This window comes from Caballeronia sp. ATUFL_F1_KS39, assembly GCF_023630985.1.
GTDB classification, from domain to species: domain Bacteria; phylum Pseudomonadota; class Gammaproteobacteria; order Burkholderiales; family Burkholderiaceae; genus Caballeronia; species Caballeronia zhejiangensis.
On record NZ_JALQDZ010000033.1, the window covers coordinates 1 to 25,701 of the forward strand.

General features: G+C 64.8%; 12 protein-coding genes. 3 read left to right on the forward strand and 9 right to left on the reverse strand.

Going from position 1 to position 25,701, the window contains the following annotated elements; all coding sequences use genetic code 11:
• Window positions 1-692: 692 nt before the first annotated feature.
• The 9 genes from treY to NCR93_RS14460 all read right to left on the reverse strand — a co-directional run bounded on the left by treY (window position 693) and on the right by NCR93_RS14460 (window position 22,184).
• On the reverse strand, window positions 693-3,638 hold the full coding sequence (gene treY, locus NCR93_RS14420) for a malto-oligosyltrehalose synthase (RefSeq protein WP_250440377.1): 2,946 nt from the start codon (window positions 3,636-3,638) through the stop codon (window positions 693-695).
• Window positions 3,635-5,842 (reverse strand): 4-alpha-glucanotransferase, encoded by a 2,208-nt coding sequence (gene malQ, locus NCR93_RS14425; protein ID WP_175982526.1) that lies wholly within the window; start codon window positions 5,840-5,842, stop codon window positions 3,635-3,637. Before malQ ends, treY begins: the two co-directional genes overlap by 4 nt.
• Complete coding sequence (treZ, locus tag NCR93_RS14430) at window positions 5,839-7,737, reverse strand: malto-oligosyltrehalose trehalohydrolase (protein WP_175982525.1); 1,899 nt, start codon at window positions 7,735-7,737, stop codon at window positions 5,839-5,841. Before treZ ends, malQ begins: the two co-directional genes overlap by 4 nt.
• A gap of 46 nt (window positions 7,738-7,783) precedes the next feature.
• Entirely contained in the window at window positions 7,784-10,009 is a 2,226-nt protein-coding gene (glgX, locus tag NCR93_RS14435) for a glycogen debranching protein GlgX (RefSeq protein ID WP_175982524.1), read from the reverse strand.
• A gap of 170 nt (window positions 10,010-10,179) precedes the next feature.
• A complete protein-coding gene (gene glgB, locus NCR93_RS14440; protein ID WP_175982523.1) occupies window positions 10,180-12,405 on the reverse strand; it encodes a 1,4-alpha-glucan branching protein GlgB in 2,226 nt (741 codons plus the stop codon).
• A complete protein-coding gene (gene treS, locus NCR93_RS14445; protein WP_051079077.1) occupies window positions 12,392-15,802 on the reverse strand; it encodes a maltose alpha-D-glucosyltransferase in 3,411 nt (1,136 codons plus the stop codon). Before treS ends, glgB begins: the two co-directional genes overlap by 14 nt.
• 31 nt (window positions 15,803-15,833) lie before the next feature.
• A complete protein-coding gene (locus NCR93_RS14450) occupies window positions 15,834-19,235 on the reverse strand; it encodes a maltotransferase domain-containing protein (protein WP_175982522.1) in 3,402 nt (1,133 codons plus the stop codon).
• Between the two features lie 335 nt (window positions 19,236-19,570).
• Window positions 19,571-21,220, reverse strand: a complete 1,650-nt coding sequence (gene glgA / locus NCR93_RS14455; protein WP_175982521.1) for a glycogen synthase GlgA — start codon at window positions 21,218-21,220, stop codon at window positions 19,571-19,573.
• A 307-nt stretch (window positions 21,221-21,527) separates the two neighbouring features.
• Window positions 21,528-22,184 carry a DUF1345 domain-containing protein gene (locus NCR93_RS14460; protein WP_008354009.1) on the reverse strand — a complete coding sequence of 219 codons (657 nt, stop codon included), beginning with the start codon at window positions 22,182-22,184 and terminating at the stop codon, window positions 21,528-21,530.
• Window positions 22,185-22,282: 98 nt separating this feature from the next.
• Between NCR93_RS14460 and NCR93_RS14465 the strand changes: the two genes are divergently transcribed.
• The 3 genes from NCR93_RS14465 to NCR93_RS14475 are packed head-to-tail and all read left to right on the forward strand — an operon-like array spanning window position 22,283 to window position 25,575.
• Entirely contained in the window at window positions 22,283-22,738 is a 456-nt protein-coding gene (locus tag NCR93_RS14465; protein ID WP_239295364.1) for a sugar dehydrogenase complex small subunit, read from the forward strand.
• Window positions 22,739-22,774: 36 nt separating this feature from the next.
• The gene (locus NCR93_RS14470) at window positions 22,775-24,370 is read left to right on the forward strand and encodes a GMC family oxidoreductase (protein ID WP_250497175.1); all 1,596 of its coding nucleotides are present in this window, start codon (window positions 22,775-22,777) and stop codon (window positions 24,368-24,370) included.
• On the forward strand, window positions 24,367-25,575 hold the full coding sequence (locus NCR93_RS14475) for a cytochrome c (RefSeq protein WP_175982518.1): 1,209 nt from the start codon (window positions 24,367-24,369) through the stop codon (window positions 25,573-25,575). Before NCR93_RS14470 ends, NCR93_RS14475 begins: the two co-directional genes overlap by 4 nt.
• Window positions 25,576-25,701 lie beyond the last annotated feature (126 nt).

A 25,701-nucleotide genomic window follows, 5' to 3' on the forward strand; every position in this document is an offset into this window, starting at 1 on the left:
GCTACCGCTTCGAGCGAACGGGAGAGATCAGCTTCCGGACGCCAGATTCAATATACAAGTAACCAAAGAAAGCAGCTCCCGATACGCCCGCGGTCACACGCAATTTGGGTAGTCCTCTCGTCCATCGTGGGCTGCCTAAAGAGTGCCCTCAAACACCTAATCGGGCTTGGCTCGCGCACGGTCTGTCACATCGCACCACACAACAAGGTGGTTCAGCACCAAATAGCTCCGGCCCGCTTCGCGGCCGATGGGTCAATCGGGGATGCATGTGCTTCTCTACTAACGTCTCCATCTCACCGCAAGTGCCGCACGTTGGTTTCCCTTGCATACCTGGCGGCAGCGCGTAGCGCTGTGCCGAAGCCATTTCGTGCTGAACCAGTGTCCTCAGCGTTTTCGGGCGGCGGACCGCGCGCGATCCAAGCCCCGTTATTGTGATGAGGGCACTCTTTAGGCGAGTGCCACCGTGGACGAGAGGACTACCCAAATTGCGTGTGACCGCGGGCTTAACGAGCTGCTTTCTTTGCTTACTTTCTTTGCAGCAGCAAAGAAAGTGAGTGCCGCCCCGCACAGGGGCAGTGCTAATAGACCGACGCGAAACCGGGATCCGGCGAAAAGCGAAGGCAAGAGCGAAAGCAAAAGAAAAAGCGAAAGCAACAAGCGAAAGCGAAAAGCAAAAACCAAAAACCAAAAACCTAAGCCTTAGGCACCCCTTCCTCAACAAGCAAAGCCACCGGCATAACCCCAAGCGCATCGCGCAAAAACAACCTCGCCCCATCGGCTTTAGGCGCATTAGGACTGAGCCAGTCAAACAAAGCCCTTGAATGCAGCGCTTCTGGCAACACGATGGCGGTATCGCCCCAACGCTCGGCCTCGACAAGCGGCACGTCGCGCCCGACGTCCAGCAGCGGCGCTGCAAGCCGCGTCGCAACAACGACAGCAAACGCGCTCCCCGCATGCCGCGCATACGCAATCACGCGCCCCGCATGCTCGCCCTCGACCTCGAGCGGCAAATACTCGCCCTGCGCAAACAACGACTCGCAATGCTTGCGCAATGCCAAAGCTCGCCGCACGATTGCAAGCTTGACGCGCCCATCGCGCCAGTTCGCCAATTGCTCCGAAGGCGGCCCTTGCTCTTCGATCTCGAGAAGCCACTTGCGACGCAACTCATAATCGACAGGCCGACGATTGTCCGGATCGACAAGACTGAAATCCCACAACTCCGTGCCCTGATAAAGGTCCGGCACGCCCGGCGACGTGAGCCGCAAAAGTGTTTGCTGAAAGCTGTTGATCGCGCCGAGCGGTCCGAGCCGCGTGATGAACGCCGATAACTCACGCAGAAAGCCATCGCGGCGCTGCGGCGCGACGATATCGAACAGAAAGTCCCTGCACGCGTTCTCATACGCTTCGTCGGGTGCAAACCAGCTCGTGCGCGTCTTCGACTCGCGCAGCGCCTTCAATTGCCATCCGGCGACACGTTCGGCGAGTTCGCGAACGCCCGCTTCGTCATCGGGCGCGAGTGTGGTCGGCCAGCATCCGACGAGCGTCTGATACAGCATCGCTTCCGCCGCCGGCCCCGGCGCCCAGTCGTCGATACCGGTGGTTTCGCCATGTCCGCCGCTCGGGCCGCGTCGCAATGGTGTGTTCAACGTCGACCATTGCCTGAGCGTCGCGGCCCATTCGTCGGGAATTTCGCTCAATGCAGCGATGCGCGCGCGCACGTCCTCGCCGCGCTTGTGATCGTGCGTCGCCGTGCAAAGCATCGCGTGCGGAAACGCATCGAGGCGTTCGCGATTGCCCGCGTGAAACGCATCGACGGACAACGCGAACTCGCCCGGATCGGCGCCCACTTCGTTGCGCGAAATCAGCCGTCCGTAGCGATAACACGCCGTATCCTCGACCGCCTTCGCCGCCACGGGCGATGTCAGCTGCGAGAACAGCGTCTGCGCCGCGCGACGCTGCGAGCCGCTCGACGACGGGGGATTCGGCCCCGCCTGCGCCTGATTGCGATCGCGCTCACGTTCGCGATTGCGCTCCGCCGCGCGATCCCGGCCGCGTTCGGGACGGTCGTTGCGTTCGCCACGCTCGGGCTGCGGCAGTTCATCGGGCAGCTTGCCGCCGAGCCATTGCGCGACCTGATCCAGCACCACATGGTCCGCACGCGCGAGCACCGCGCGCGCGGCTTCGAGCGCCTGCGCGAAAAAGTGCTCGTCATCGGGGCTGCGCACGCCGCCCACGGGATAGATGCGATACACCGGAAACTGCACGACGAGTTCCGCGACCGCGCGCCGTATCGACGTGAATGTGAAATCGCGCGTGGTCTGCGCATCGCGTGCAATGCGATGCAGCGCGCGCGTCACGCGATCCAGTTCCGCCGCAAGATTCTCCGCGAGTATCTTGCGGCGCGCGGCGAGCGCTTCGTCGGCGAAGCATGCGCTTTTGCCCGTGATCTCGGCCCAAAGCGCGGCAAGCGGCTCCGCGCCCGCCGGATCGTGCAGCAGCGCGCCGACATCGTTCATGAAGTCGTAACCGGTCGTGCCATCGACCTGCCAGTCGCGGCGCAACGGCTCGCCGCGCGCAAGAATCTTTTCGACGACGAAATACGTGCGCCCATTGCCATGCCGCAACGCCTCGGGCCGTTCCGCCGCCAACTCTTCGAGCCGCGCGCGCAGGCGCTGGCAATACTCGCGCGGTTCGGCGAGACCATCGACGTGATCGACGCGCACACCATCGATCAGGCCTTCGGTGAAGAGCCGGAACACGAGCGCATGCGATGCCTCGAACACTTCAGGCCGCTCGACGCGCACGCCGCCGAGCGTGCTCACATCGAAGAAACGCCGCCAGTTCACTTCGTCCGCGGCGGTGCGCCACCATGCCAGCCGATAATGCTGGCGCTCCAGCAGCCGATGCAGCCGGTCGCGACCCGCCGACGTATCCGGCGAGTGCGCCGCGAGAATCGCTTCGATCGCGGCCTGGCCGCCTTCCGTCTGCGCGATGGTGATGAGCGCGGTGCGCGCATCGGCGGCGCGCGGCTGATCGGCGGGCTGCGTCGTCAGGCCGACGAAGCGTTGCGCGAGCTCGGGCGCTTCCTGGAACACGGCGGGGTAATCGACCGGACAGACTGGAAACACGTTCGAGTAATACTCGATGACGAAGCGCCCTTCATCCGCGCGATACGCGAGCTTGATCTTGCCGCCCTGCAACTCGTCGCCGTAAGACGCGCCGAGAAACGGCGCGAGCACCTTGCCGCGCAAGGCGGGATCGGGCGAATGCCAGTCGACGTCGAAGAAGCGCGCATGCGCGGCATGCCGTCCCCATTCGAGGATGTCCTGCCACCACGCGTTCTCCGAGCCGCCCACGCCCATGTGATTCGGCACGATATCGACGATCAGTCCCATCTCGTGCGCGCGCAGCTTCTCGACGAAGCGCCGCAGGCCGTCCTCGCCGCCCAGTTCGGGATTGACCGCCGTGTAGTCCACGACGTCGTAGCCGTGCGTGGAGCCGGCGGTCGCGGTCGTGATCGGCGAGACGTACGCGTGACTCACGCCGAGCAGCGCGAAGTAGTCCACGAGCGCGGCGGCATCGTCGAAAGTGAAGCCCTTGTGAAGCTGAAGCCTGAGCGTGGAACGCGGTACGGTCATGGTGATTCGGGTTTCGATTTGGGTTCGTTCGGTTGCGCGGAACGCTTGCGCGCGGCATCGACGGCGAGCAGGCGATCGGCGAAGGCATCGTCGAGAAACAGTTCGTCGACGGGCCGCGTGATGCGCCTTCTCCAGTTCGGATGCTCGTCGATGGAGCCGGGCAGATTCGGCTGCTCCACGAGCGCGAGCAAATCTTCGAGCGGATAGGTGACGAGCGGCGCGGGCGTCGCGGCGACGAAGGCGAGCGCCTCATCGACGGGCGCATTGTCGATATCGGGCGCCTCCACGTCATCCGGTGCGATGCCCGCGTCCTGAAACGCGCGCCACAGATGCGCGCGATCTTCGCCGCGTTCCTCGAGCGCGGCTTCGACGGCATCGCGGCCATCGGCGCGCGCCATCGTCTGGCCGATCTTCGAGCGCCACACGATGTCCTCGCCGCGCCACCATCCGGTGACGGTCGGCAGATCGTGCGTCGTCGTCGTCGCGGTGACGCCGCTGTCCCATTCGCGCGGCGGTTTGAAGCCCGGCCCGTCCACTTCGCGCTCGAACCACAGCACACGAATGCCAAGCAAGCCGTGCTCCTGCAAGCGCTCGGTAAAGCCGGGCGGCACGGTGCCGAGATCCTCGCCGACGACGATCGCGCGATGCCGCCACGATTCGAGCGCGATCAGCCGCAGCATGTCCTCGAGCGGATAGCGCAGATACGCGCCGTCCTTCGCGCTTTCGCCTTCGGGCACGAGCCACAGCCGGCGCAAGCCGAGTATGTGATCGATGCGGATGCCGCCCGCGCATTTGAACGCGCAACGCAGCATGTCGATGAACGCGGCGAAGCCTTGCGTACGCATCGCGCGCGGCGAGAACGTCGTGAGTCCCCACGATTGCCCGGCCTGGTTGAATAGATCCGGCGGCGCGCCGACCGACACGCCCGTGAGCATTTCATCGCGATACGACCATGCGTGGCTGCCCGCGCTGTCGCAACCGACGGCGAGATCCGCGACGAGCCCGACCGCCATGCCCGCATCGCGCGCGGCGTGTTGTGCGTGCAGGAGTCCCTTCGCGGCAAGCCATTGCGTGAAGAGATAAAAATCGACCTCGCGGCGATGCGCATCGGCGAATTCCGTCACCGCGTCGCTGCGCGGATCGCGCAACGATTCGGGCCAGTTGCGCCAGTGACCTTCGCCGTTTTGCGCGATCTGCGCGGCCTGCAGCGCTTCGAAGCGCGCATGGTCTTCGAGCGGACGTCCGCCTTCCTCGACGAATGCGGCGAAGTCTTTCGCGAAGGGCGAATCGCGATCTTCGGAAAACGCGTCGAAGAGGGCGCGCAGAATCGCGAGGCGCGCTTTCGATGCGCGCGGCCAGTCGATCAGCGTCAGTCCTTCGAGTTCGGCGAGTTCCTTCGCGACGCCCGCTTTGTCGATCGCGGCGCGCGCGGCAGGCGCACCGAGCACCGCGGCAGGATCGACGTGCGCGATGTTGAGAAAGAGCCGCGACGACGGCGAATACGGGCTGAACTTGTTCGGCTCGGCGCTGAACATCGCGTGCATCGGGCTGATCGCGACGGCATGTCCGCCGCGCTTCGCAGTTTGCGTCGCGAGCGATGCGAGCGCGGTGAAATCGCCGATGCCGCCGTCGCCGTCACGCCGCAAGCCATACACTTGCGCCGCGACGCCCCACAGCGGCGGCGCCTTCGCCGCATCTTCGTGCAGCGTGCGCCACGCATCGTCGATGGTGTAGCAGCGCGCGGGCGCGACCGCGAGCGTCGTGCGATGGTCGTTGATGACGAGCGTGTGATAGCCCGGCTCCGCGATCGGCGAGAGCAGCGCGGTCTCGCCCTTCGGCGACGTGAAGCGCCCGTCGATCACTTCGCCGCTTTCCAGTTCGATGCGATAGCGCGCGCCCTGTTTCGCCGCCGACACCGGCAGCGCGATGCCGCGATCCACTTCGGCGGTGATGAGCGGCGGCAGCTTGCGGCCGCTCATTTCGGCATCGACGGCGTTCATGCTCTGCTTGATCTGCGTGGCGTTGCCACACGGCAGGCCGAGCTTCTCGAGCAGGATGCGCAGCGTCGTTTCAGGCACGCGCTGCGTGTTCTTGTGCGCGTCCTGCCATTCGATCTCGAAGCCCGCGCGCTCCGCGAGCGCCTCGATGCTGCTCACGGAACGCGTGGCGCCCGTCTGGGTCGTTTTCGTCGCGGCGGCGTTCACGAGACTTTTCCTTCCGCGGATGCCGGTTCGAAGCGGCGCGCGTCGTGCGCAATCGCATATTCGTTCACTTCGCCGGTGATCCACGCGAGGAACGTGCGAGCGCCGAGTTCGCCGTTACGCACGCGATCCTGCGCGCGCGCCGGCGTCTCAAAGATGATCTTGCCCGGCGGCTGCTTGTCGAGCGCGACAGCCGCGTCGCCGAGATTGAGCGCGATGTAGAGCGTTTCGCCGTCGCCGAGCTTCCAGCGCGCGACGAGCGCCTTGTCGCCGAGCACGTCCGCGCCGAGCGCTTTGGCGCCCTTCAGACGCGGCGTGATGAGCTTCGCGCGCACCGTCAACGCCGATCGATAGAAGTGCAGCCATTCGAGCCGGTCTTCTTCGTCCTGCTTGTCGCTGATCTTCGGCGAGGACATGTCGAACGTTTTCTCGTCGTTCGGATCGGGAATCTGCGCGCGGCGCTTTTCGTCGGTGAATGCGGAGAACTTCGCGAATTCCTTGCGACGGCCTTCGCGCACCGCATCGGCGAGTTGATCGTGATAGTCGGTGAAGAAGAGGAACGGCTGCCTCGATCCGTATTGCTCTTCCATGAAAAGCAGCGGAATCTGCGGCGAAAGCAGCAGAAGACCGGTTGCGGCGAAGAGCGATTCGTCGTCGGTCAATGCGCGCAGGCGATCGCCCATCGCGCGATTGCCGATCTGATCGTGGTTCTGCAGGAACGCGACGAAGCGCGTGGGCGGCAGATGCGCGCTCGGTTCGCCGCGCGGCTTGCCGTCATGAATCGGCGACGGATCGCCCTGATACGCGAAGCCTTCGCTGAGAATGCGCGCGAGCTTTTCGATCGGCTTGTCGGAATACGCGCCGTAGTAGCTCTCGTCCTCGCCGGTCAGCAGAACGTGCAGCGTGTTGTGCGCGTCGTCGTTCCATTGCGCGTCGAAATGCGCTTCCAGCAGATTCGCCGTGTTGTGCTCGTTCTCGAGCACGAGATGCACATGACGCCCCGCCTCGACGGAACTGCGGATGCGATGCGCCAGTTCGCGCAGCCATTCGTCATCGTTGATCGCGTGCACCGCGTCGAGGCGCAGGCCATCGAAACGATATTCGTTGAGCCAGTACAGGGCATTGTCGAAGAAAAAGTCGCGCACTTGCGGGCGCTCGAAGTCGATCGCCGGGCCCCACGGCGTGTTCACGCCTTCGCGGAAGAAGGTTTTCGCATACGCGTGCAGATAATTGCCGTCCGGTCCGAAGTGGTTGTAGACGACATCGAGAAAGACCATCAGGCCGAGACCGTGCGCGGTGTCGACGAGCCTCTTCAGATCTTCGGGACGGCCATACGCCGAGTCAGGCGCGTAGGGCAACACGCCGTCGTAGCCCCAGTTGCGCGTGCCGGAGAAATCGTTGAGCGGCATCAGCTCGATGGCCGTCACGCCGAGTTGCGCGAGTTCGGGCAGGCGCGCGGTGACGCCCGCGAAACCGCCCATCGCCCCGACGTGCAGTTCGTAAAGCACGGTTTCTTCCCACGGCCGGCCGTGCCAGTTCGTGTGCGTCCATCGATACGCGCGCGGGTCGATGACTTCGCTCGGTCCATGCACGTCCTGCGGCTGATAGCGCGAGGCGGGATCGGGCACGGCGAGGTCCTCGTCGAGCCGATAGCGATACAGCGTGCCCGCGCCGCCATCGGCTTCGGCTTCGAACCAACCGTCGCCGGTCGGCTGCATGTCGACGCGTTCGGGCGTGCCGCCCGCGCGCAGGATTTCCACTTGCACGGCATCGCGCGATGGCGCCCAGAAACGAAAGCGCGTGCGCGGATTGTCGCGTGCGGCGCCCGTCAGATGAGCGCCGAAAGGAAGGCAATACGCATATTGATGCTTGTGCGGATCGATCGGACGTTCGGACATGATTTCCTGCCTCTAATGCTGCGGTGGACTGCGTATGGGTTGTGCGTCAGTGAGGCGAATCGATCTCGGAATCGCGATGCGAGGGCATCGTGCCCGGATCGGGCGGCAATGCCGTCAGAAGACGCGGCCCCTGATGCGCGCCCGCCATCCAGACCGCTTGCCAGTCGGCATCGCCGGTCGGCTCGGCCAGCATCACCACGACGCTGTGCGCGGCCACTTCCAACTCGCTGCCGACGAGAGGCCGCGTCACCGAATCGGGCTCCGCGCTATCCAAGAGCACGTTCCATTCCAAGTGCGGCGCGGGCGGTGTGAACACGAGCGTTTGCGACGATGCATTGAACATGAGCAGCAGCACGTCGATTTCACCGTCGACGCCCGGGCCCGCGCGCCGCAGCGTGAGCGCGCGGCCTTCCGGGTCCTGCCATGCTTCGATCGCGAGCGCGTTGCCGCGTTCATCGAACCAACTGACATCGTAGAGTCCCGGCAGCACTTCGCGGTCGCCGTAAAGGAAGCGCGTTTCGCGCAACACCGGGTAGTTTTTGCGCAGTGCAATAACTTTCGCGACGAACTCCGCCATCTCGACGCCGGCGGGGCTTTGCGCCGCGTCCCAGTCGATCCACGAAATCTCGTTGTCCTGGCAATAGGCATTGTTGTTGCCCTGCTGCGTGCGGCCGAATTCGTCGCCGCTGAGAAGCATCGGCGTGCCGAGCGAGAGCAGCGTCGTCGCGATCATCGAGCGGGCGAGACGCGCGCGCACTTCGAGAATCGCGGGATCGTCGGTCGGACCTTCGATGCCCCAGTTCGCGCTGCAATTCTCGTTGTGGCCGTCGTTGTTGCCTTCCTGATTCGCTTCGTTGTGCTTGTGCGAATACGCGGTGACGTCCGCAAGCGTGAAGCCGTCGTGCGACGCGACGAAGTTCACCGACGCCCATGGTTTCCTGAAGCGCCGGTTGAAAAGTTCCGCCGAGCCGGTGAGACGCGCGGCGAGATCGGGGCGCATGCCGGCATCGCCGCGCCAGAAACGCCGGACGCCATCGCGATACTTGTCGTTCCATTCCGCGAAGCCCGGCGGATGATTGCCGACCTGATAGCCGTCCGGCCCGATATCCCACGGCTCGGAGATGAGCTTGCGCGTGGAGAGAACGGGATCCTGGCGCACGGCATCGAAGAAGCCCGAGCCGGGATCGAAGCCGTGGCCTTCGCGGCCGAGCGTGACGCCGAGATCGAAGCGGAAGCCGTCGATGTTGAACGCCGTGCACCAGTAGCGCAGCGAGTCCATCACCATCTGCAAGACGCGCGGATGCGACAGATTCACCGTATTGCCGCAGCCGGTTTCGTTGATGTAGTGACGTTCGTCGCCGGGAATGAGGCGGTAGTAGCTTGCGTTGTCGAGGCCGCGCCACGAGACGGTCGGGCCGAGTTCGTTGCCTTCGCAAGTGTGGTTATAGACGACGTCGAGAATCACTTCGATGCCCGCCGCGTGCAGTTGACGTACGGCGATACGCATTTCGTTGAGCCGATGCGTCGACAGATAGGAAGGCTCGGGCGCGAAGAACGCGGCGGTGTTGTAGCCCCAGTAATTCCTGAGACTGCGTTCGACGAGAAAGCGGTCGTTGAGAAACGCGTGCACCGGAAGAAATTCGACGGCGGTGATGCCGAGCTTCTGCAAGTGCTCGATGAACCAAGGCGACGATAGCGCGGCGAAGGTGCCGCGTTCGTGCTGGCGGATGTCGTGGCGCATCATCGATGCACCGCGCACGTGCGTTTCGTAGACGATGGTTTCGCCCCAGGGCGTGTCGGGGCGCACGTCGCGCGACCAGTCGAAGGCGTCGTCGGTGACGATGCATTTGGGCATCGCGGGTGCGGAGTCGCGGCGATCCATCGACATGTCGAGGCGATTCGAATGCACGCGATAGCCGAAGAGGGCGTCGGACCATCGCCAGGGGCCGACGAGCTTTTTCGCGTAGGGATCGAGCAGCAGCTTGTGGGGATTGAAGCGATGACCTTGCTGCGGCTGATACGGGCCATGCGCGCGAAAGCCGTAGACGGTGCCGGGGTGCGCGCCGGGGAGATAGCCGTGCCAGATTTCGTCGGTGCACTCGGGCAGGTCGAAGCGCATCAGTTCCTTGCGGCCGGTGCTGTCGAAGAGACATACCTCGATGCGATGAGCATTCGATGAGAACACCGCGAAGTTGACGCCCAGACCGTCCCAGTTGGCTCCAAGCGGGTAGGGCGCGCCCGGGAGCAACTTGTCGGGGAGTGCATTTGCCATGTTGGCGCATCCTTTTGGGGTTTTTCTGCCTTTGCTGTTTCCTGCTCTTGTTCTTCGTATTGCTTGCGCTTCTATGGAATCCCGGTTTCTTAGTGGTCTATCAGCACTGCCCCTGTGCGGGGCAACGCTGATAGACCGACGCGATTACGGGATCCGGCGAAAAAAAACCATCAATCGGCCCGCAACACGATGGTTGCCAACGGCGGTAATGTCAACGCCGCCGACTGCTCCCTCCCATGACTCGGATAGTCATCCGTATGAATCACCCCGCCATTCCCCATATTCGACCCGCCATAAATGGAAGCATCGGAGTTGAACACTTCGCTCCACCGCCCGCGCCGCGGCAACCCGATCCGATAAGCCAGACGAGGCACCGGCGTCATATTGCACACCACGACGACATCGCGCCCTTCGGCATCCGTACGCCGATACGCATAAACGCTATTCGCGTTGTCATCCCCGACGAGCCATTCGAAGCCGCGCGAATCGCTATCCAGCTTGTGCAACGCCGGCTCGCTCGTATAGAGATGATTCAGATCGCGCACGAGCTTCTGCAACCCGCCATGCATCGAATCATCGAGCAGATGCCAATGCGGCGATTCATCGTGATTGAACTCCGCGAACTGGCCGAACTCGCCGCCCATGAACAGCAGCTTCTTGCCCGGATGCGTCCACATGAAGCCAAAGTAAGCGCGCAGATTGGCGAACTTCTGCCATCGGTCGCCCGGCATCTTGTTGATCAAAGACCCCTTGCCATGCACGACTTCATCGTGCGACAAAGGCAAGACGAAGCGCTCGGAATACGCATACACCATCCCGAACGTGTACAGATGATGGTGATACTGCCGATACACCGGATCTTCCTGCATGTAGTGCAGCGTGTCGTGCATCCAGCCCATGTTCCACTTGAAGTCGAAGCCGAGTCCGCCGCTCTCGACATTTGCCGTCACGCCCGGCCATGCAGTCGATTCCTCCGCAACCGTGATCGCGCCCGGAATCTGCCGCACTTCATGATTCAGCCGCTTCAGGAACGCAATCGATTCGAGATTCTCTCGCCCGCCGTAAATGTTCGGCACCCACTCGCCGGCCTTGCGCGAATAGTCGCGATACAGCATCGACGCAACCGCATCGACACGCAAGCCATCGACGTGATAGCGCTTCAGCCACGCCAGCCCCGATGCGATCAGGAACGCGCTCACCTCGTTGCGGCCGAGGTTGTAGATCATCGTGTTCCAGTCCTGGTGATAACCCTCGCGCGGGTCGGCGTGCTCGTACAAAGGCGTGCCGTCGAACTGCACGAGACCGTGCGCGTCGTTCGGAAAATGCGCCGGCACCCAGTCGATGATGACGCCGAGCCCCGCCTCGTGCGCGCGATTCACGAACTCCGCGAACTGCTCCGGCGTGCCGAAGCGCGCGGACGGCGCGAACTGCCCGAGCGGCTGATAACCCCACGAACCGCCGAACGGATGCTCCGCGATCGGCATGAATTCGAGGTGCGTGAAGCCCATGCCCTTCGCATACGGAATCAGACGCTCGGCCAGCTCGTGCCAGTTCATGCCGCGATTGTCTTCCTCCGGCACGCGCAGCCACGACTCGGCATGCGCCTCGTATATGGTGATCGGCGATTGCGGCGTCTGCTTGCCGCCGCGCGTGTTCATCCACTCGGCGTCGGTCCATGCGTAATGATCGATCGCATCGGCATCCGCGACGACCGATGCCGTCGACGGCGGCTTCTCGCTCTGCATCGCGCACGGATCGGCCTTGAGCGGGAGCGTATGACCGTCGCGCGTGACGATCTCGTACTTGTAACGCGTGCCCGCGCCGATGCCCGGAATGAACAGCTCCCACACGCCTGCGTTGTGACGCAGGCGCATCGGATGGCGCCGCCCATCCCATGTGTTGAAGTCGCCGACCACCGAGACGCGCCGAGCATTCGGCGCCCACACCGCGAAGCGCACGCCCGCGACGCCGCCATGCGTGATGGGCCGCGAGCCGAGGCATTCGAGCACCGCATACGGATCGGCTTGCGAGAGACGGTGGAGCCATTCGTCGCTGAGCACAGGGCCGAACGAATACGTGTCGTGCGTTTCCTGCGGCGTGCCGTGCCAGTCGATCTTCAGGCGATACGCCGCCGGCCTCGTGACGAAGCCCGCGTAAAGCCCCGCATCGTGGATGCGCGCGAGCGAGCCGAGATGCTCGCCGTTGCCCGCATCCGCGACGCTTACTGACGATGCGCCCGGCAGGAACACGCGCACGACGTGCCCCAGATCGGTTTCGTGCAGGCCGAGCATCGAGAAGGCATCGGGATGCCGGGCCTCGACGAGTGCGTCGATATCGAGCGGATTGAGGCCGTGCGCGGGGTTCCTGGTATCCGCCGGATCGCTACGAGTGTTCATGGTGAGTTCCATCCGGATTGTCCTTGTTGGCTCCGAATACGGGTCGCGTGCCCGGAGCGGGCGGCTCGCCCGTATCTCCCAGCAGGCGGCTCGCGAGCGACGCGAGACCCCGCAACGGAAGGCCGATCCAGGTCGGCCGGTTCGCTGCTTCGTAGCGGATTTCGTAAGCGGCCTTCTCGATCAGGAAAAGATCGAGCAACGGCTGAAACACGTCTTCGGCCGCGATCGTTTCGGGCGACGTGGCGATCGCCCCGGTGTACTCCCGCAAAAAGCTCTCCTCGGCGAACGCGCGCAGGCGTTCGAACAGCGCCCGCTTGCGATCCGCCGTCTGCGCGGGCGCGTTTTCCGTCGTCGATTGCGCTGCCGCGCTCGCATACGACAGCGAACGCAACAGGCCCGCGACGTCGCGCAGCGGACTCGTCTTTTTGCGGCGTTCGTCGAGCGGTCGCGCGGGCTCGCCTTCGAAGTCGATGAGATACGCATCGCCTTGCGCCATCAGCACCTGGCCCAGGTGGAAATCGCCGTGGATGCGGATGCACAACGCATCGGCATCGGGCGCGACGAGCTTCTTGACCGTATCGACGAGCAGTTCACGCCGGTCGAGCAGGCTTTGCGCGAGGAAACGGTCGTGCTCGTTGAATTCGCCGATCTTCTGCGCGAGGATGTCGAGCGCCGATTCGAGCAGCTTCAGCGTGCCGTCGATCCAGCCCTCGACGTCCTCGGCCGATGCGCGCTGCGGCGAGAACGCTTCGTCTTCCGTCGGCGATGCGAGCGCGACGTGCAGTTCGCCCAGCCGCTTGCCGATGATGCCCGCGATGTTGCCGTAGCCCGCTAAACCTTCCGCCTGCGCGTCGCGTTCCTGCGCGTGCTCTTCGGATTCGACCGCGACCGCGAGCTCATCGACGGTGCGGCGCAGATAGTCGAGCGCGTAGTTCCACGCATCGCCCTGATTGTCGATGTAACCCTGCAGGATGATGAGCGTATGCGGCACGCCCTGCGGATCGACGCGCACGACTTCGCCGTAGAGCGGGCCGGTGTTCGCGTAGCCGAGTTGCGTCAGATAGCGGCTCATTTCCGCTTCGGGGTGAATGCCGCCCACGACGCGACGCACGAGCTTGAGCACGATCTTGTCGCCGATCACGAGCGAGCTGTTGCTCTGTTCGGCGGCGAGCCAGCGGATCTCGGGCGGATCGGCGGGATAGAGATTGAGCGTGTCGAAGAGCTCGGTCGGAATGAAGCGGATCTCGCTCTTTTGCACCGTCGGCACGACCGCGCGCTCCTTGAGCTTGCGGATCACGCCATAGGTGAATTGCGGCACCGAGAACGCATCGGTCAGATGCCCGATGTTGCGGTTGCGCCGCACGCGCGCGAGCGCGAGCTGCATGTAGAGCGGCGACGTCGTCTCCGTGCCCCACGCGATCGACAGCGGCAACACGTAGCGCTCGCAATGATCGCCGACATCGGCTTCGATCTCGGTGAACGCGAAGCCCGCGCCTTCGATCGTGGTCAGCGCGGCGAGGCGCACCGCATGCAGCTTCTGATCCTTCGATGCGAACCAGCGGCGCTTGCTCAGATAGTTCGGCAGCACTTCCGATTCGAGCAGCCGGACGTTTTCCGGCGTCGGGCCGGTCTGGCCGGCGCGAATCACCATCGTGACGAACTCGGGCAATTGCTCGGACGGCGCCTGCGCCCACGCGGGCCGCATGTTGCCCGGGCAAAGCTGGAACCACAGGAAGCCGTAGGGCGGGAACGTGAGCAGATACGTGAGCTTGCCGATAGCCGGGAACGGCGAATCGGCGGTCATTTCGAGCGGCACGGAGCCGTCGAATTCCGACAGATCCAGCTCCACCGCTTGCGGCGCACGCGAAAGATTCGCGACGCACAGGATCGGCGGCTCGCCTTCGAGTTCGCGCAGATACGCGAGGATCTTGCGATTCGCGGGCCGCAAGAAGCGGATCGTGCCGCGGCCGAACGCATGCTTCGAGCGCCGCACCGCGAGCATCTTGCGCGTCCAGTTCAGCAGCGAATGCGGATCGCGGCTTTGCGATTCGACGTTCACCGCGTCATAGCCGTAGAGCGAGCCCATCACGGGCGGCAGCACGAGTTGCTCGGGATCGGCGCGCGAGAAACCGCCGTTGCGGTCGGACGACCATTGCATCGGCGTGCGCACGCCGTCGCGATCGCCCAAGTGGATGTTGTCGCCCATGCCGAGCTCGTCGCCGTAATAGATCACGGGCGTGCCGGGCATCGACAGCAGCAGCGAATTGATGAGCTCGATGCGGCGCCGGTCGCGTTCCATCAGCGGCGCGAGACGGCGGCGAATGCCGAGGTTCAGGCGCGCGCGGCGATCGCTCGCGTATGTGTTCCACAAGTAGTCGCGCTCGGAGTCGGTGACCATTTCGAGCGTGAGTTCATCGTGATTGCGCAGGAAGATCGCCCATTGATTGGTTTCGGCGAGGTCCGGCGTCTGCCGCATGATGTCCGTGATCGGAAAGCGATCCTCGCTCGCGATCGACATATAGATGCGCGGCATCAGCGGGAAGTGGAACGCCATGTGGCATTCGTCTTCGTCGCCGAAGTATTCCTTCACGTCTTCCGGCCACTGATTCGCTTCCGCGAGCAGCATGCGGTTCGGATACTCCGCGTCGATGGTGGCGCGAATCTTTTTGAGGATCTGGTGCGTCTCGGGCAGATTCTCGTTGTTCGTGCCTTCGCGCTCGACGAGATACGGCACCGCGTCCAGCCGCAGCCCGTCGATGCCCATGTCGAGCCAGAAGCGCATCACAGAGAGCACTTCCTTGATGACCGCCGGGTTATCGAAGTTCAGGTCGGGCTGATGCGCGTAGAAGCGATGCCAGTAATACTGGCCCGCGACCGGATCGTGCGTCCAGTTCGAAGGTTCCGAGTCGATGAAGATGATGCGCGTCTCTTCGTACTTCTTGTCCGTGTCGGACCACACGTAGTAGTTGCGATGATTCGATCCCGGCTTCGCATGACGCGCGCGCTGAAACCACGGATGCTGATCCGACGTGTGATTGATGACCAGTTCGGTGATCACGCGTATGCCGCGCGCGTGCGCTTCCTGAATGAAGCGCTTGACGTCCGCGATGGTGCCGTAGTCCGGATGCACGTTGCGATAGTCGGCGATGTCGTAGCCGTCGTCGCGGCGCGGCGACGGATAGAACGGCAGCAGCCAGATCGCATCGACGCCCAGCTCCGCGATGTAGTCGAGCTTCGCGAGCAGGCCGGGAAAATCGCCGATGCCGTCGTTGTTCGCATCGAAGAAAGACTTGATGTGAACCTGATAGATGATCGCGTCCTTGTACCAAAGCGGATCGTCGTTGAGAATCGACGCCTTCTTGTTGCGCTTCACCCTTGTATCCACGTTTCGCTCCAATGTTCTTGGTGTGCTTTCGTACGTCGATGAATCACGCTGCGTCAGGCTGCGGCTTCGGCAAACCCCATGTCGGCGATATGCGCCAGATCGCGAATGGCAGCGAATGCGGATTGAGCCGCACATGCTGGCGCCGTCCGCGCCATTCGAATTGCTCGCCCGTCACCTGATCCTCGACCGCGATCGCGTCCCACTCATGCACGCCCCAGCGTTCGAGCGTCTGCCACGGCAGTTCGATATCCGCGCCTTGCTCGTTGAACGGATCGAGGTTGATCGCGACGAGCACGACGTTGTCGCGCGATGCGTTCGCCTTTTCGAAGAACAGGATGTGATCGTTATGCGCGGGCAGGAAGTTGACGCCCAAATGCGTCTGCAACGCGGGATTCGCGCGGCGGATGCGATTGAGCGCGGTGATTTCCGTGACGATGTTGCCGGGCCGGTTCCAGTCCCACGCCTTCAGTTCGTACTTCTCGGAGTCGAGATACTCCTCGCTGTTCGGCAGCGCCGCCGATTCGCACAGCTCGAAGCCGCTATACACGCCCCACAATCCGGATAGCGTGGCCGCCAGCGCCGCGCGAATCACGAAACCCGGCCGTCCGGAGCTTTGCAGGAAGCGCGGATTGATATCCGGCGTGTTCACGAAGAAGTTCGGGCGGAAGAATTCCTTCGCATCGGTCTGCGTGAGATCGTGCATGTACTCGAGAAAATCGCGCTTGCTCTCGCGCCAGGTGAAGTACGTGTACGACTGCGAGAAGCCGAGCTTCGCGAGACGGTTCATCACGCGCGGCCGCGTGAACGCTTCGGCGAGGAAGATGACATCGGGATGGCGCGCGCGCACGTCGCCGATCACCCATTCCCAGAACGGGAAGGGCTTCGTATGCGGATTGTCGACGCGGAAGATTCGCACGCCCGCCGCGATCCAGTGCAGGAACACGTCGCGCAACGCGAGCCACAGATCGGGTTTCGCGTCCTGCGCGTAGAAGTCCGGATTCACGATGTCCTGATACTTCTTCGGCGGATTTTCCGCATAACGCAGCGTGCCGTCGGGACGCCATGCGAACCACGTCGGATGCTCCTTGAGCCACGGATGATCCGGCGAGCATTGCACCGCGAAGTCGAGCGCGATCTCGAGCCCGTGTTCGTGCGCGGCTTCGAGCATGCGCTTGAAGTCGTCGAGATTGCCGAGTTCGGGATGCAGCGCGTCGTGGCCGCCTTCCTTGCCGCCGATCGCATATGGGCTGCCGACATCGCCCGGCTGCGCGGTCAGCGAGTTGTTCTTGCCCTTGCGGTTCGCGACGCCGATCGGATGGATCGGCGGAAAGTACAGCACGTCGAAGCCCATCTCGCGGATGCGCGGCAGCTTGCCGATCACGTCGATGAACGTGCCGTGACGATTCACGTCGTCGCTCATGGAACGCGGGAAGATCTCGTACCAGCTCGCGAAGCGCGCGGCGGCGCGTTCCGAATCGATGCGGTACACGACCGGATCGCGCGACAGGAACGGACGATGCCGCGCCGCTGCAACGGCTTTCGCGGTCGCGCTCGCGAGCACGAGTTCGAGCTTGCGCGCGTCGTCGGCCTTCGTGAATTCCTTGACGATCGCTTCGAGCGGCGCGCTGTCGCTGTCGGCATCGTCGGAGGTTTTGACTTCGGCGAGGATCAGCGCGAACAGATGCTTCGCTTCCTCGACTTCGAGCTCCACCGTCTGACCGGCCTTCAGCTTCTTCTGCATGTGATCGACGAGCGACGCGTAATCGTCGCGCCACGCCATCACGACGAATTCATGGCGGCCCACGCGTTCGAGCGGAATGCGCGTGCTCCACAGATCGAGGCCGGCGGGCTGCACGGCGGTCATCGGCGCTTCGTGCCACTCGGTTTCATCGGCGGCGCGCCATTGCACGGCGGCGGCGATCTTGTCGTGGCCTTCCGCGAAGATCGCTGCCTGAATCTCCACCGCCTCGCCGACGATGCGCTTCGCCGGAAAGCGTCCGTGATCGACCGAAGGCGTCACGCTCTCGATCGACACGCGCGGCGCGGCGATCGCCTCGGCGACGGACTTCTTGTCGGCGGCCTTCGCGCCGCGCTTCACTTGCGGCTGCGCGAGCAGGATGAACGGCTCGGCTTCCGCGCGATACAGGCGCACTTCGCCCGCCTTGAGCGTGAAGGGCGCGAGGCGCTCGGGCTTGCCCATCGTGTCGTCGATCAGCGCGAAGCGCGTGTAGTTGCCCGGCACCGATTCGAGCAGATGCAACGTATCGACGTGCACGGGCGCGACGAGATCGGGATTGATGACGGCGAGCACGGCGTCGCTGCTATGGCGCAGATCGCCGCCATCCGCGCGAATCAGCGCCGCGTAGGGCGTGCCCGCCCCCGTCAGCGCGCGCAGTTCGCCGACGCTCGCGAGCGTGCCGACGTTGCGCTGCAACTCGTTCGCACGCCGGATGCGCGCGGTGAGATCGATGCGCTTCTCGCTCTTCGCACGCTCGTATTCCGCCGCGATGCCGTATTGCGGCGACATCGGCAGGGCGACGCCGTATTCGAAGCCCATCGGCACCATGATGCCGGTGCCGAGCGCGGCGGCGGTGTCGAGCGCGCGCGTGTAGGCGCGTTCGACGAGCGCGGTGTCGCTCGTATCGGCGAGATCGCTGATGAGCCGCGCGCCGAACGGATCTTCCGGAAACGCGATGGGCGGTGCGATGCGCGACAGCGCCGCGTGCTCGTCGAAGAGCCACGCGCTCTTGAAGTCCCACCAGCGCGTCGATGCGAACACGGCGTCGAAACCGGCGTCGGCGAGACCGTGCAGATCATGCCGCGTGACGCCGACGGTCCACGCGAGCCAGCGCGTCTCCGGATGCTTTTCGCGCACCGCCGCGCCGAGCCTGCGCCACACATGCGCGGGCACCGCGTCCGGCGCATCGAAGCGAAACCCGCCCACGCCCGCATCGGCGAGCAGGTTCAGCTCGCGCGCCCACCATTCGGTCAGATGATGCGCGGCCTCGCCATCGGCGAAATTCGCCCACGCGACGTCGCGCTGACGCGGCGGCTTGCGCGGATCGAGGCGCGCATCCGCGCTTTCGAACGGCTGAAACCAGTGCTTGTTGTCCTGATAAAGCCCGCCTTCGGCGCTCACGCGGTCGATCACGATATCGACGAGCAGCGTGAGCTTGTGCTTTTTCGCGGCGTCGGCGAGCTGGCGCAGGCCGTCCGATGCGCTCGCATCGGATTCGAAGACGGAATGCAGCCGATGATGATCGGCGACCGCCTCGCGATGCCCGTTGCTGCCGGGCGTGAAGGGCGAGCCGATCAGGACGTGATCGAAGCCGAGCCCTGCCGCGTGCTCGAACTGGGCGGGCCAGTTCGCGAGCGGGCCGACGAGCAGGGGATCGATGAAGTAGATACGCGGCGCGTACGCATGAGGAGCTTGATGGTTTTCCATCGTTCGTCTTTTCCAGAGTCGTCCTGCGGTGGCGGGGATGCGGGCATCAATCGCGATCACGCTCACGGGCCAAACTGGCTGAAGAGCTGGTCCGCGCGTCACGAATCACGCGAACTCTCAGGCGGAACTCAGATTACACCTTGGCGCCGGATTTCGACGCCTGCCTGGCCGCGTTGTCGCGATGCACCGTGCATCGAATGCCTTCTTGCATCACGGTGGGCGCCACGGTCCCCAAGTGATTTCCTTCGGGCTCATGCACGGGCGGGACAGCACGTTGCGTGCCGCGCCCGGTTCGAACCCTGGTCGTTACTATGGAGCAACTGCCGCCGGCACGCTCACGCGGTGCGCGCCATCGAATGCGCGTCCTGTGCCCGTGCGGGCGTCGGCATGACATCGGCCACGCGGCGCGCACGCAATGCGGTGCGGCTCGGACGCGCGCCGCTCAGGCCGACGTACAGTGCGACCATCGTCGTCACGGCTTCGTTCCATCCGAAATCGCAGGACATCGCGTTGCGCTGCAACGCGCGCCACACTTGCGGACGCATGTAGGCGTCGAGCGCGCGGCTCGCGGCGTAGACGATATCGTCCGCGCGTTCGCCATCGAAGAGAAAGCCGGTAGGCGCGTGCGAGGAGCGCGGCGCGGGGACCGGCGCGACAGGCAGATCATGCGTGCCGTCGCGCAGCCGCGCCGATGGACGGAGCACGTCGCGCATGCCGTGCAGTTCGTTTTGCGCCGCATCGACGATCGTGTCGGCGAGGCCGCCCACGCGCGATGCGACCGGCAGCGTGCCGTAGCGCATCGCATACATCTGCGTGAGGCCGCACGGCTCGAAGCGGCTGCCGTGCAGAAGGATGTCCGCGCCCGCGTGCAGGGCATGGGCGCGCCGTTCGTCGTATCCGATATGCACGCCCACGCGATCCGGCCATTCCTGCGCGAGCTTCCTGAAACCGGCTTCGATATGCGCCTCGCCCTTGCCGATCACGGCGAGCTGCAGACGCGGATGTCGCGCGAGCAGACGCGGCAGCGCATCGAGCACGACATCGGCGAGTTTCTGACCGGTCATGCGGCTGCCGATCGCCATCAGCGGCGCGAACGGATCGACGGGCAAGCCGAACATGCGTTGCAGCGCGCGCTTGCACGCGTGCTTGCCGCGCATATCGTCGAAGGAATAGGTGCGTTCGATGAGCGGATCGGCGGCGGGATTCCACGTTTCTTCGTCGATGCCGTTCACGACGCCCGACAGCTTGTCGGCGCAGCTTTGCAGCACGCCTTCCATCAGATGACCGAAGCGCGGCGTGAGAATTTCGCGCGCGTAAGTTTCGGAGACGGTCGTTACGCGATCGGCGTGGACGATGCCCGCTTTCATCAGACTCAATGCGCCATAGAACTCGATGCTCTTCGGGTCGCTCAACGCATGCACGAGCCACTTTTCCGGCACGCCGAGCGACGCACCAAGCGAGAGCGCGTAGTTGCCCTGGAATGCGAGATTGTGGATCGTGAATACGCTCTTTGCGTGCACGTCCGCGTGCTTCATCAGAAGCGGCGTCAGGCCCGTGTGCCAGTCGTGTGCATGAACGATGTCCGGCTTCTTCACGCCGCGCACGCCTTGCGCGATCCGCACCGCGGCGGCGGAAAGCGTCGCGAAGCGAAGCGCGTTGTCCTGATAGTCGCGGCCCTGTTCGTCCTGATAAAGCCCGTCGCGCGCGTAGAGCGTGTCGCAGCGCAGCAGCAGAACCGGCACGCCGGTATCGGGCATGCGGCCGCGCAGCAGCGCCGCGTTGCCGCCGGGCAGGCCGGTGAGCGTGCCGATCTTGCTCAGGCCTTCTGCTTGGGCAATAGCGTTCGGATAGGCGGGAAGCAGGATGGTGGCATCGACGCCGGCTTCGCGCAGCGCGGCAGCATAGGCGCTGACCATATCGCCGAGTCCGCCGGTCTTGGCGAGCGGGACGGCTTCGGAGGCGACCAGCAGAACGTTCAAAGGCAAAATGGGCTCTCCTGTGCATGCGGAACGCACGAGCGCGAGGCCGCGCGAGCGAGTGCTGATCCGGGTTTCTTCTGATTGGGCTGGCGCAATGCAGCAATCGCTGTGCCACCGAGCGGGGGCGTGTGTGCGCTGCGGCACGTTCATTTCCGCCTATGGCAGGACGAGACCGCCGGCGCCCACGTCCCGCAGAGCAAGAAAGGCACGAACGTGCCGCGTGTAAAACTGACTGCGGCGCGCGCCGCGTTTTTACACGGCGCGTTCGATGAGCCGTTCGTCGAGCTTATGGCGCGCGCGTGACAGCGTCGTTTCAGCCGCCGACCATGCTCGCGGCGATGTTGATCGAAAGCCCGAGCACCGCGAGATTGAAGAAGAACGACAGCACCGATTGCGCGAGCGCCGTGCGGCGCGCCGACGTCGATGCAAGCGCGATATCGGCGGTCTGCGACGCGACCGCGATCGTGAAGGAGAAGTAGAGGAAGTCCCAGTAACCCGGCTTCAGATGACGGTCGGGAAATCTCAGCGCGGTATCGTTGTCCGGCGACTGATAGTAGTGCCGCGCGTAGTGGAGCGTGAACATCGTCGGGATCAGGAACCATGCGCCGAGCATCGTCGCGCCGGTGAGCACGTAATGCAGCACCGCGCCGGCGCCCATGTGCTTCGCGGTCGACAGCTCGACGACGATCGCCACGATGCTCGCAATCGCCGCGACGCTCACGACCATCAGCACGGTCGCGGCGTTTTCGTCTTCGCGCTCGGCGAGTTCCTGCACGTCGCTCTGGCGCGCGGACGCCATCTTCACCCAGATGAGCGCGAGGTAGAGCCACACGGCCGAGTCCCAGCCGATCAGCGCGCGCGCCGTCGGCCGCACGTGCGCCGGAACCAAAGCGGCGGCGACGCAACCAACAGCCAGGCCGATCAGCGCGCGCGGCCGGTTGCGCAGTACGGGCGGGAAGATCGGCTTCATTTCGTTTTGTCCGCATGTGAGGCAGGCATCGCCCGACGCTGCGATTATTGCCCGATCGCCTTTCAACAAGCTGAGTGCCAGAGATGACGTCGTTTGCGATGCGAAGGGGAATCATGGCGGGCGCGTGCGCGCTGCTCGTGCCGGCGCGCGCTCAGGAACCGCCCGCGAGCGGAATCGGCGCGTTTCTCGCCGTGTCGATGAAACTCACCGGCCGCACGCACTTCGATCCGCTTCTCGCCGAACGCGTGCACGCGGCGCTCGTCCGGCACGACGCGGACTTCGCCGCGAAGATCGCCGCGCTCGACAAGTGGATCGCGACGCACGGCGGCACGCCCACCGACATCATCACCGCCGCGCTCGAAGCCACGCGTCCCGAGCTTGCGAAGACGGTCGGCAGCGTGATGCGCGCGTGGTATCTCGGCGTCGTCGACGAGCCGCCGCATGTCGAAGTCGTTGCGTACGAACGCGCACTGATGTTCGATCCCGTCGGCGACATGCTCACGGTTCCCTCATACTGCCGCGGCGAGCCGGCCGACTGGGCGAAGAAGCCCTGAGCGCCGCGCATCGCCATTCAAGACAAGGGCACGCGCATGGCGGGTTCCACTTCGGCGGACGTCGTGGTCGTCGGCTCGGGCGTGGCGGGCAGTCTCGTCGCGTACCGGCTGGCGAAAGCGGGCGCGTCGGTGATTCTGCTCGAAGCCGGGCCGCGTCTTGCGCGCTGGCAGATCGTCGAGAACTTTCGCCGCGCCGCCGACAAGCGCGATCTCTGCGCGCCGTATCCGCTCGTGCGTCACGCGCCGCGCCCCGAGCCGATGAATCCCGGCGCCTATCTCGTCGATCGCGGCGCGACGTCGTACCAGCCGCAATATCTGCGGCTCGTCGGCGGGACGACGTGGCATTGGGCCGGCGCGGCGTGGCGCCTTTTGCCTTCTGACTTTCGCGTGAAAACGCTGTACGGCGTCGGGCGCGACTGGCCGTTTCCCTACGAGACGCTCGAACCGTGGTACGGGCAGGCCGAAGCCGATCTGGGCGTCGCGGGACCGGACATCGATCTCGGCTCGCCGCGCTCGACACCTTATCCGATGGACGCGCTGCCGCTCTCGTGGATGGACCGGCGCGTCGCCGAGGTGCTCGGCGCGCAGTCGTATCGCGTGGTGCCCGAGCCGATGGCGCGCAACAGCCGTCCGTACGACGCGCGCCCCGCGTGCTGCGGCAACAACAATTGCATGCCGATTTGTCCGATCGGCGCGCTGTATCACGCAGCGTCGCACGCCGACAAGGCCGAACGCGCGGGCGCGGCGCTCGTCGCGCAGGCGGTCGCGTATCGCATCGAGGCGAACGATCGCGGCGAGATCGTCGCGATCCATTGCAAGGACCCGAACGGCCTCTCGACGCGCGTGACCGGCAGGCGCTTCGTCATCGCGGCGAACGGCATCGAGACGCCCAAGCTGCTTCTGATGTCGACGTCCGCGCGGTTTCCGAAGGGCATCGGCAACGGCGCGGATCAGGTCGGGCGCAATCTGATGGATCATCCCGCCGCGAGCGTCAGCTTTCTCGCCAACGAGGCGCTGTGGCCGGGACGCGGGCCAGTGGAGATGTCGTCGATCGTCGATTTCCGCGACGGGCCGTTTCGCGCGCAGCAGGCGGCGAAGAAGCTGCATCTGTCGAACGCGGCGCCGACGCTCGCCGTCACCCGGAATCTGCTGGATAAAGGGCTGACCGGCGGCGAGCTCGACCGGCAGATTCGCGAGCAATGCGCGCGCAGGCTCACGTTCGGCAGCTTTCACGAGCAACGGCCGTCGAGCGAAAATCGCGTGATGCTGTCGGCGCAAAAGGACGCGCTCGGCTTGCCGCGCCCGGAAATCGCGTATTCGATCGACGATTACGTGCGCAAGAGCGCCGCCGACACGCACGCGCAGTTCGCGCGCATCGCCGGGATTTTCGAGGGCACGGAAATCGAGCACGACGATTCGCTCGGCGCGAGCAGCCACATCATGGGCACGGCGATCATGGGCCGCGATCCGAACGATTCCGTCGTCGATGACGAATGCCGCGCGCACGATCATCCGAACCTGTTCATCGCCGGGAGCGCGGTGATGCCCGCGGGCGGCTCCGTCAACTGCACGCTGACGATCGCGGCGTTGTCGCTGCGGCTCGCCGGCACGATCGAGGCGTCCCTGCGATGAAGGCGCGGCTCGCGTGCCTGATCGTTCTGCTGGCGTGCGCGTCCGGCGCCGCCCAGGCGCAAACCAGAGTCGAGCAAGGCGAATACCTCGTGCGCGCGGGCGGCTGCATGAGCTGCCATACCGCCCGCTCGGAATCCGCGCGGCCGTTCGCGGGCGGCAGGCCGATCCCGACGCCGTTCGGCGACGTGTTCGCGCCGAACATCACGAGCGATCGCGAAACGGGCATCGGCGCATGGACCGACGCGCAGTTCATCCGCGCGATGCGCGAGGGCATCGGCAGGAACGGCGAGCGGCTTTATCCCGCGTTTCCGTACACGTCGTACACGCTGCTTTCCGACGCCGATCTGCTCGCGATGCGCGCCTATCTCGCGACCGTGCCGCCCGTGCGGTCCGCGACGCCGCGCAACACGCTCGCGTTTCCGTTCGATCAGCGCTGGCTCATGGCGCTGTGGAATCTTCTCGAGTTTTCGCCGCGGCGCTTCGTGCCCGATCCGTCGAAGAGCGCGGAGTGGAATCGCGGCGCGTATCTCGTCGAAGGGCTCGGGCATTGCGGCGAGTGCCACACGCCGCGCAACGGCATCGGCGGGCTGATGGGAAGCAAGCGGCTTGCCGGGGCGACGGTCGCGGGATGGCAGGCGGGCAATCTGACGCCGGATCGCGTCGCGGGCATCGGCGCGTGGCGCGACGACGAACTGCTGCGCTTTCTGTCGACGGGCGCCGCGCCCGGCCGTGCCTATGCGCTCGGACCGATGGCCGAAGTCGTCGCGACTGGCACGCAGCATCTGACGCCCGCGGATCTGCGTTCGATGATCGTGTATCTGCGCGCCGTGCCGCCCGTCGCGGCGAAAGACGCGCGCGTGAGCGACCCGGCGCGGGCGGACACGACATCGATCGATTCGGAAGGCGTGCGTCTTTACGCCGCCGCGTGCGCCAGTTGCCACGGCGCGACAGGCGAGGGCAGCAAGCCGTTTCCGCCGCTCGCGCGTGATGGCGGCGCGGCGGCGGCGAGCAATCTCGTTCTCGTGATCCTGCGCGGCGTGAATCGCAAGACCCGCGATGCGCACGCGCTGATGCCCGCATTCGACCCGCAATTCACCGACGAGCAGATCGCCGTTCTGAGCAACTTCGTGACGCGTCAATTCGGCGATCCACGCGCGTCGATCGATGCGAAAGCCGTCGCGCGGCTTCGCGTCATCGGGCAATAACTGCGTTGCAAAAAGGTCGGGAACAGCACTTTTTACGTCGACCGGACGCGCCCCGGTAACGCCGCTGTAACGAGTGTGCGCGCGGCTTGCGTATTGCTTGCAAAAGCGATCCACCCCGCACACGGC

Coding starts and splice junctions, on each gene's coding strand:
- treY (WP_250440377.1), bottom strand. CDS start 3,638: ATGACCGTACCGCGTTCCACGCTCAGGCTTCAGCTTCACAAGGGCTTC.
- treZ (WP_175982525.1), bottom strand. CDS start 7,737: ATGTCCGAACGTCCGATCGATCCGCACAAGCATCAATATGCGTATTGC.
- glgX (WP_175982524.1), bottom strand. CDS start 10,009: ATGGCAAATGCACTCCCCGACAAGTTGCTCCCGGGCGCGCCCTACCCG.
- glgB (WP_175982523.1), bottom strand. CDS start 12,405: ATGAACACTCGTAGCGATCCGGCGGATACCAGGAACCCCGCGCACGGC.
- NCR93_RS14450 (WP_175982522.1), bottom strand. CDS start 19,235: ATGGAAAACCATCAAGCTCCTCATGCGTACGCGCCGCGTATCTACTTC.
- NCR93_RS14460 (WP_008354009.1), bottom strand. CDS start 22,184: ATGAAGCCGATCTTCCCGCCCGTACTGCGCAACCGGCCGCGCGCGCTG.
- NCR93_RS14465 (WP_239295364.1), top strand. CDS start 22,283: ATGCGAAGGGGAATCATGGCGGGCGCGTGCGCGCTGCTCGTGCCGGCG.
- NCR93_RS14470 (WP_250497175.1), top strand. CDS start 22,775: ATGGCGGGTTCCACTTCGGCGGACGTCGTGGTCGTCGGCTCGGGCGTG.
- NCR93_RS14475 (WP_175982518.1), top strand. CDS start 24,367: ATGAAGGCGCGGCTCGCGTGCCTGATCGTTCTGCTGGCGTGCGCGTCC.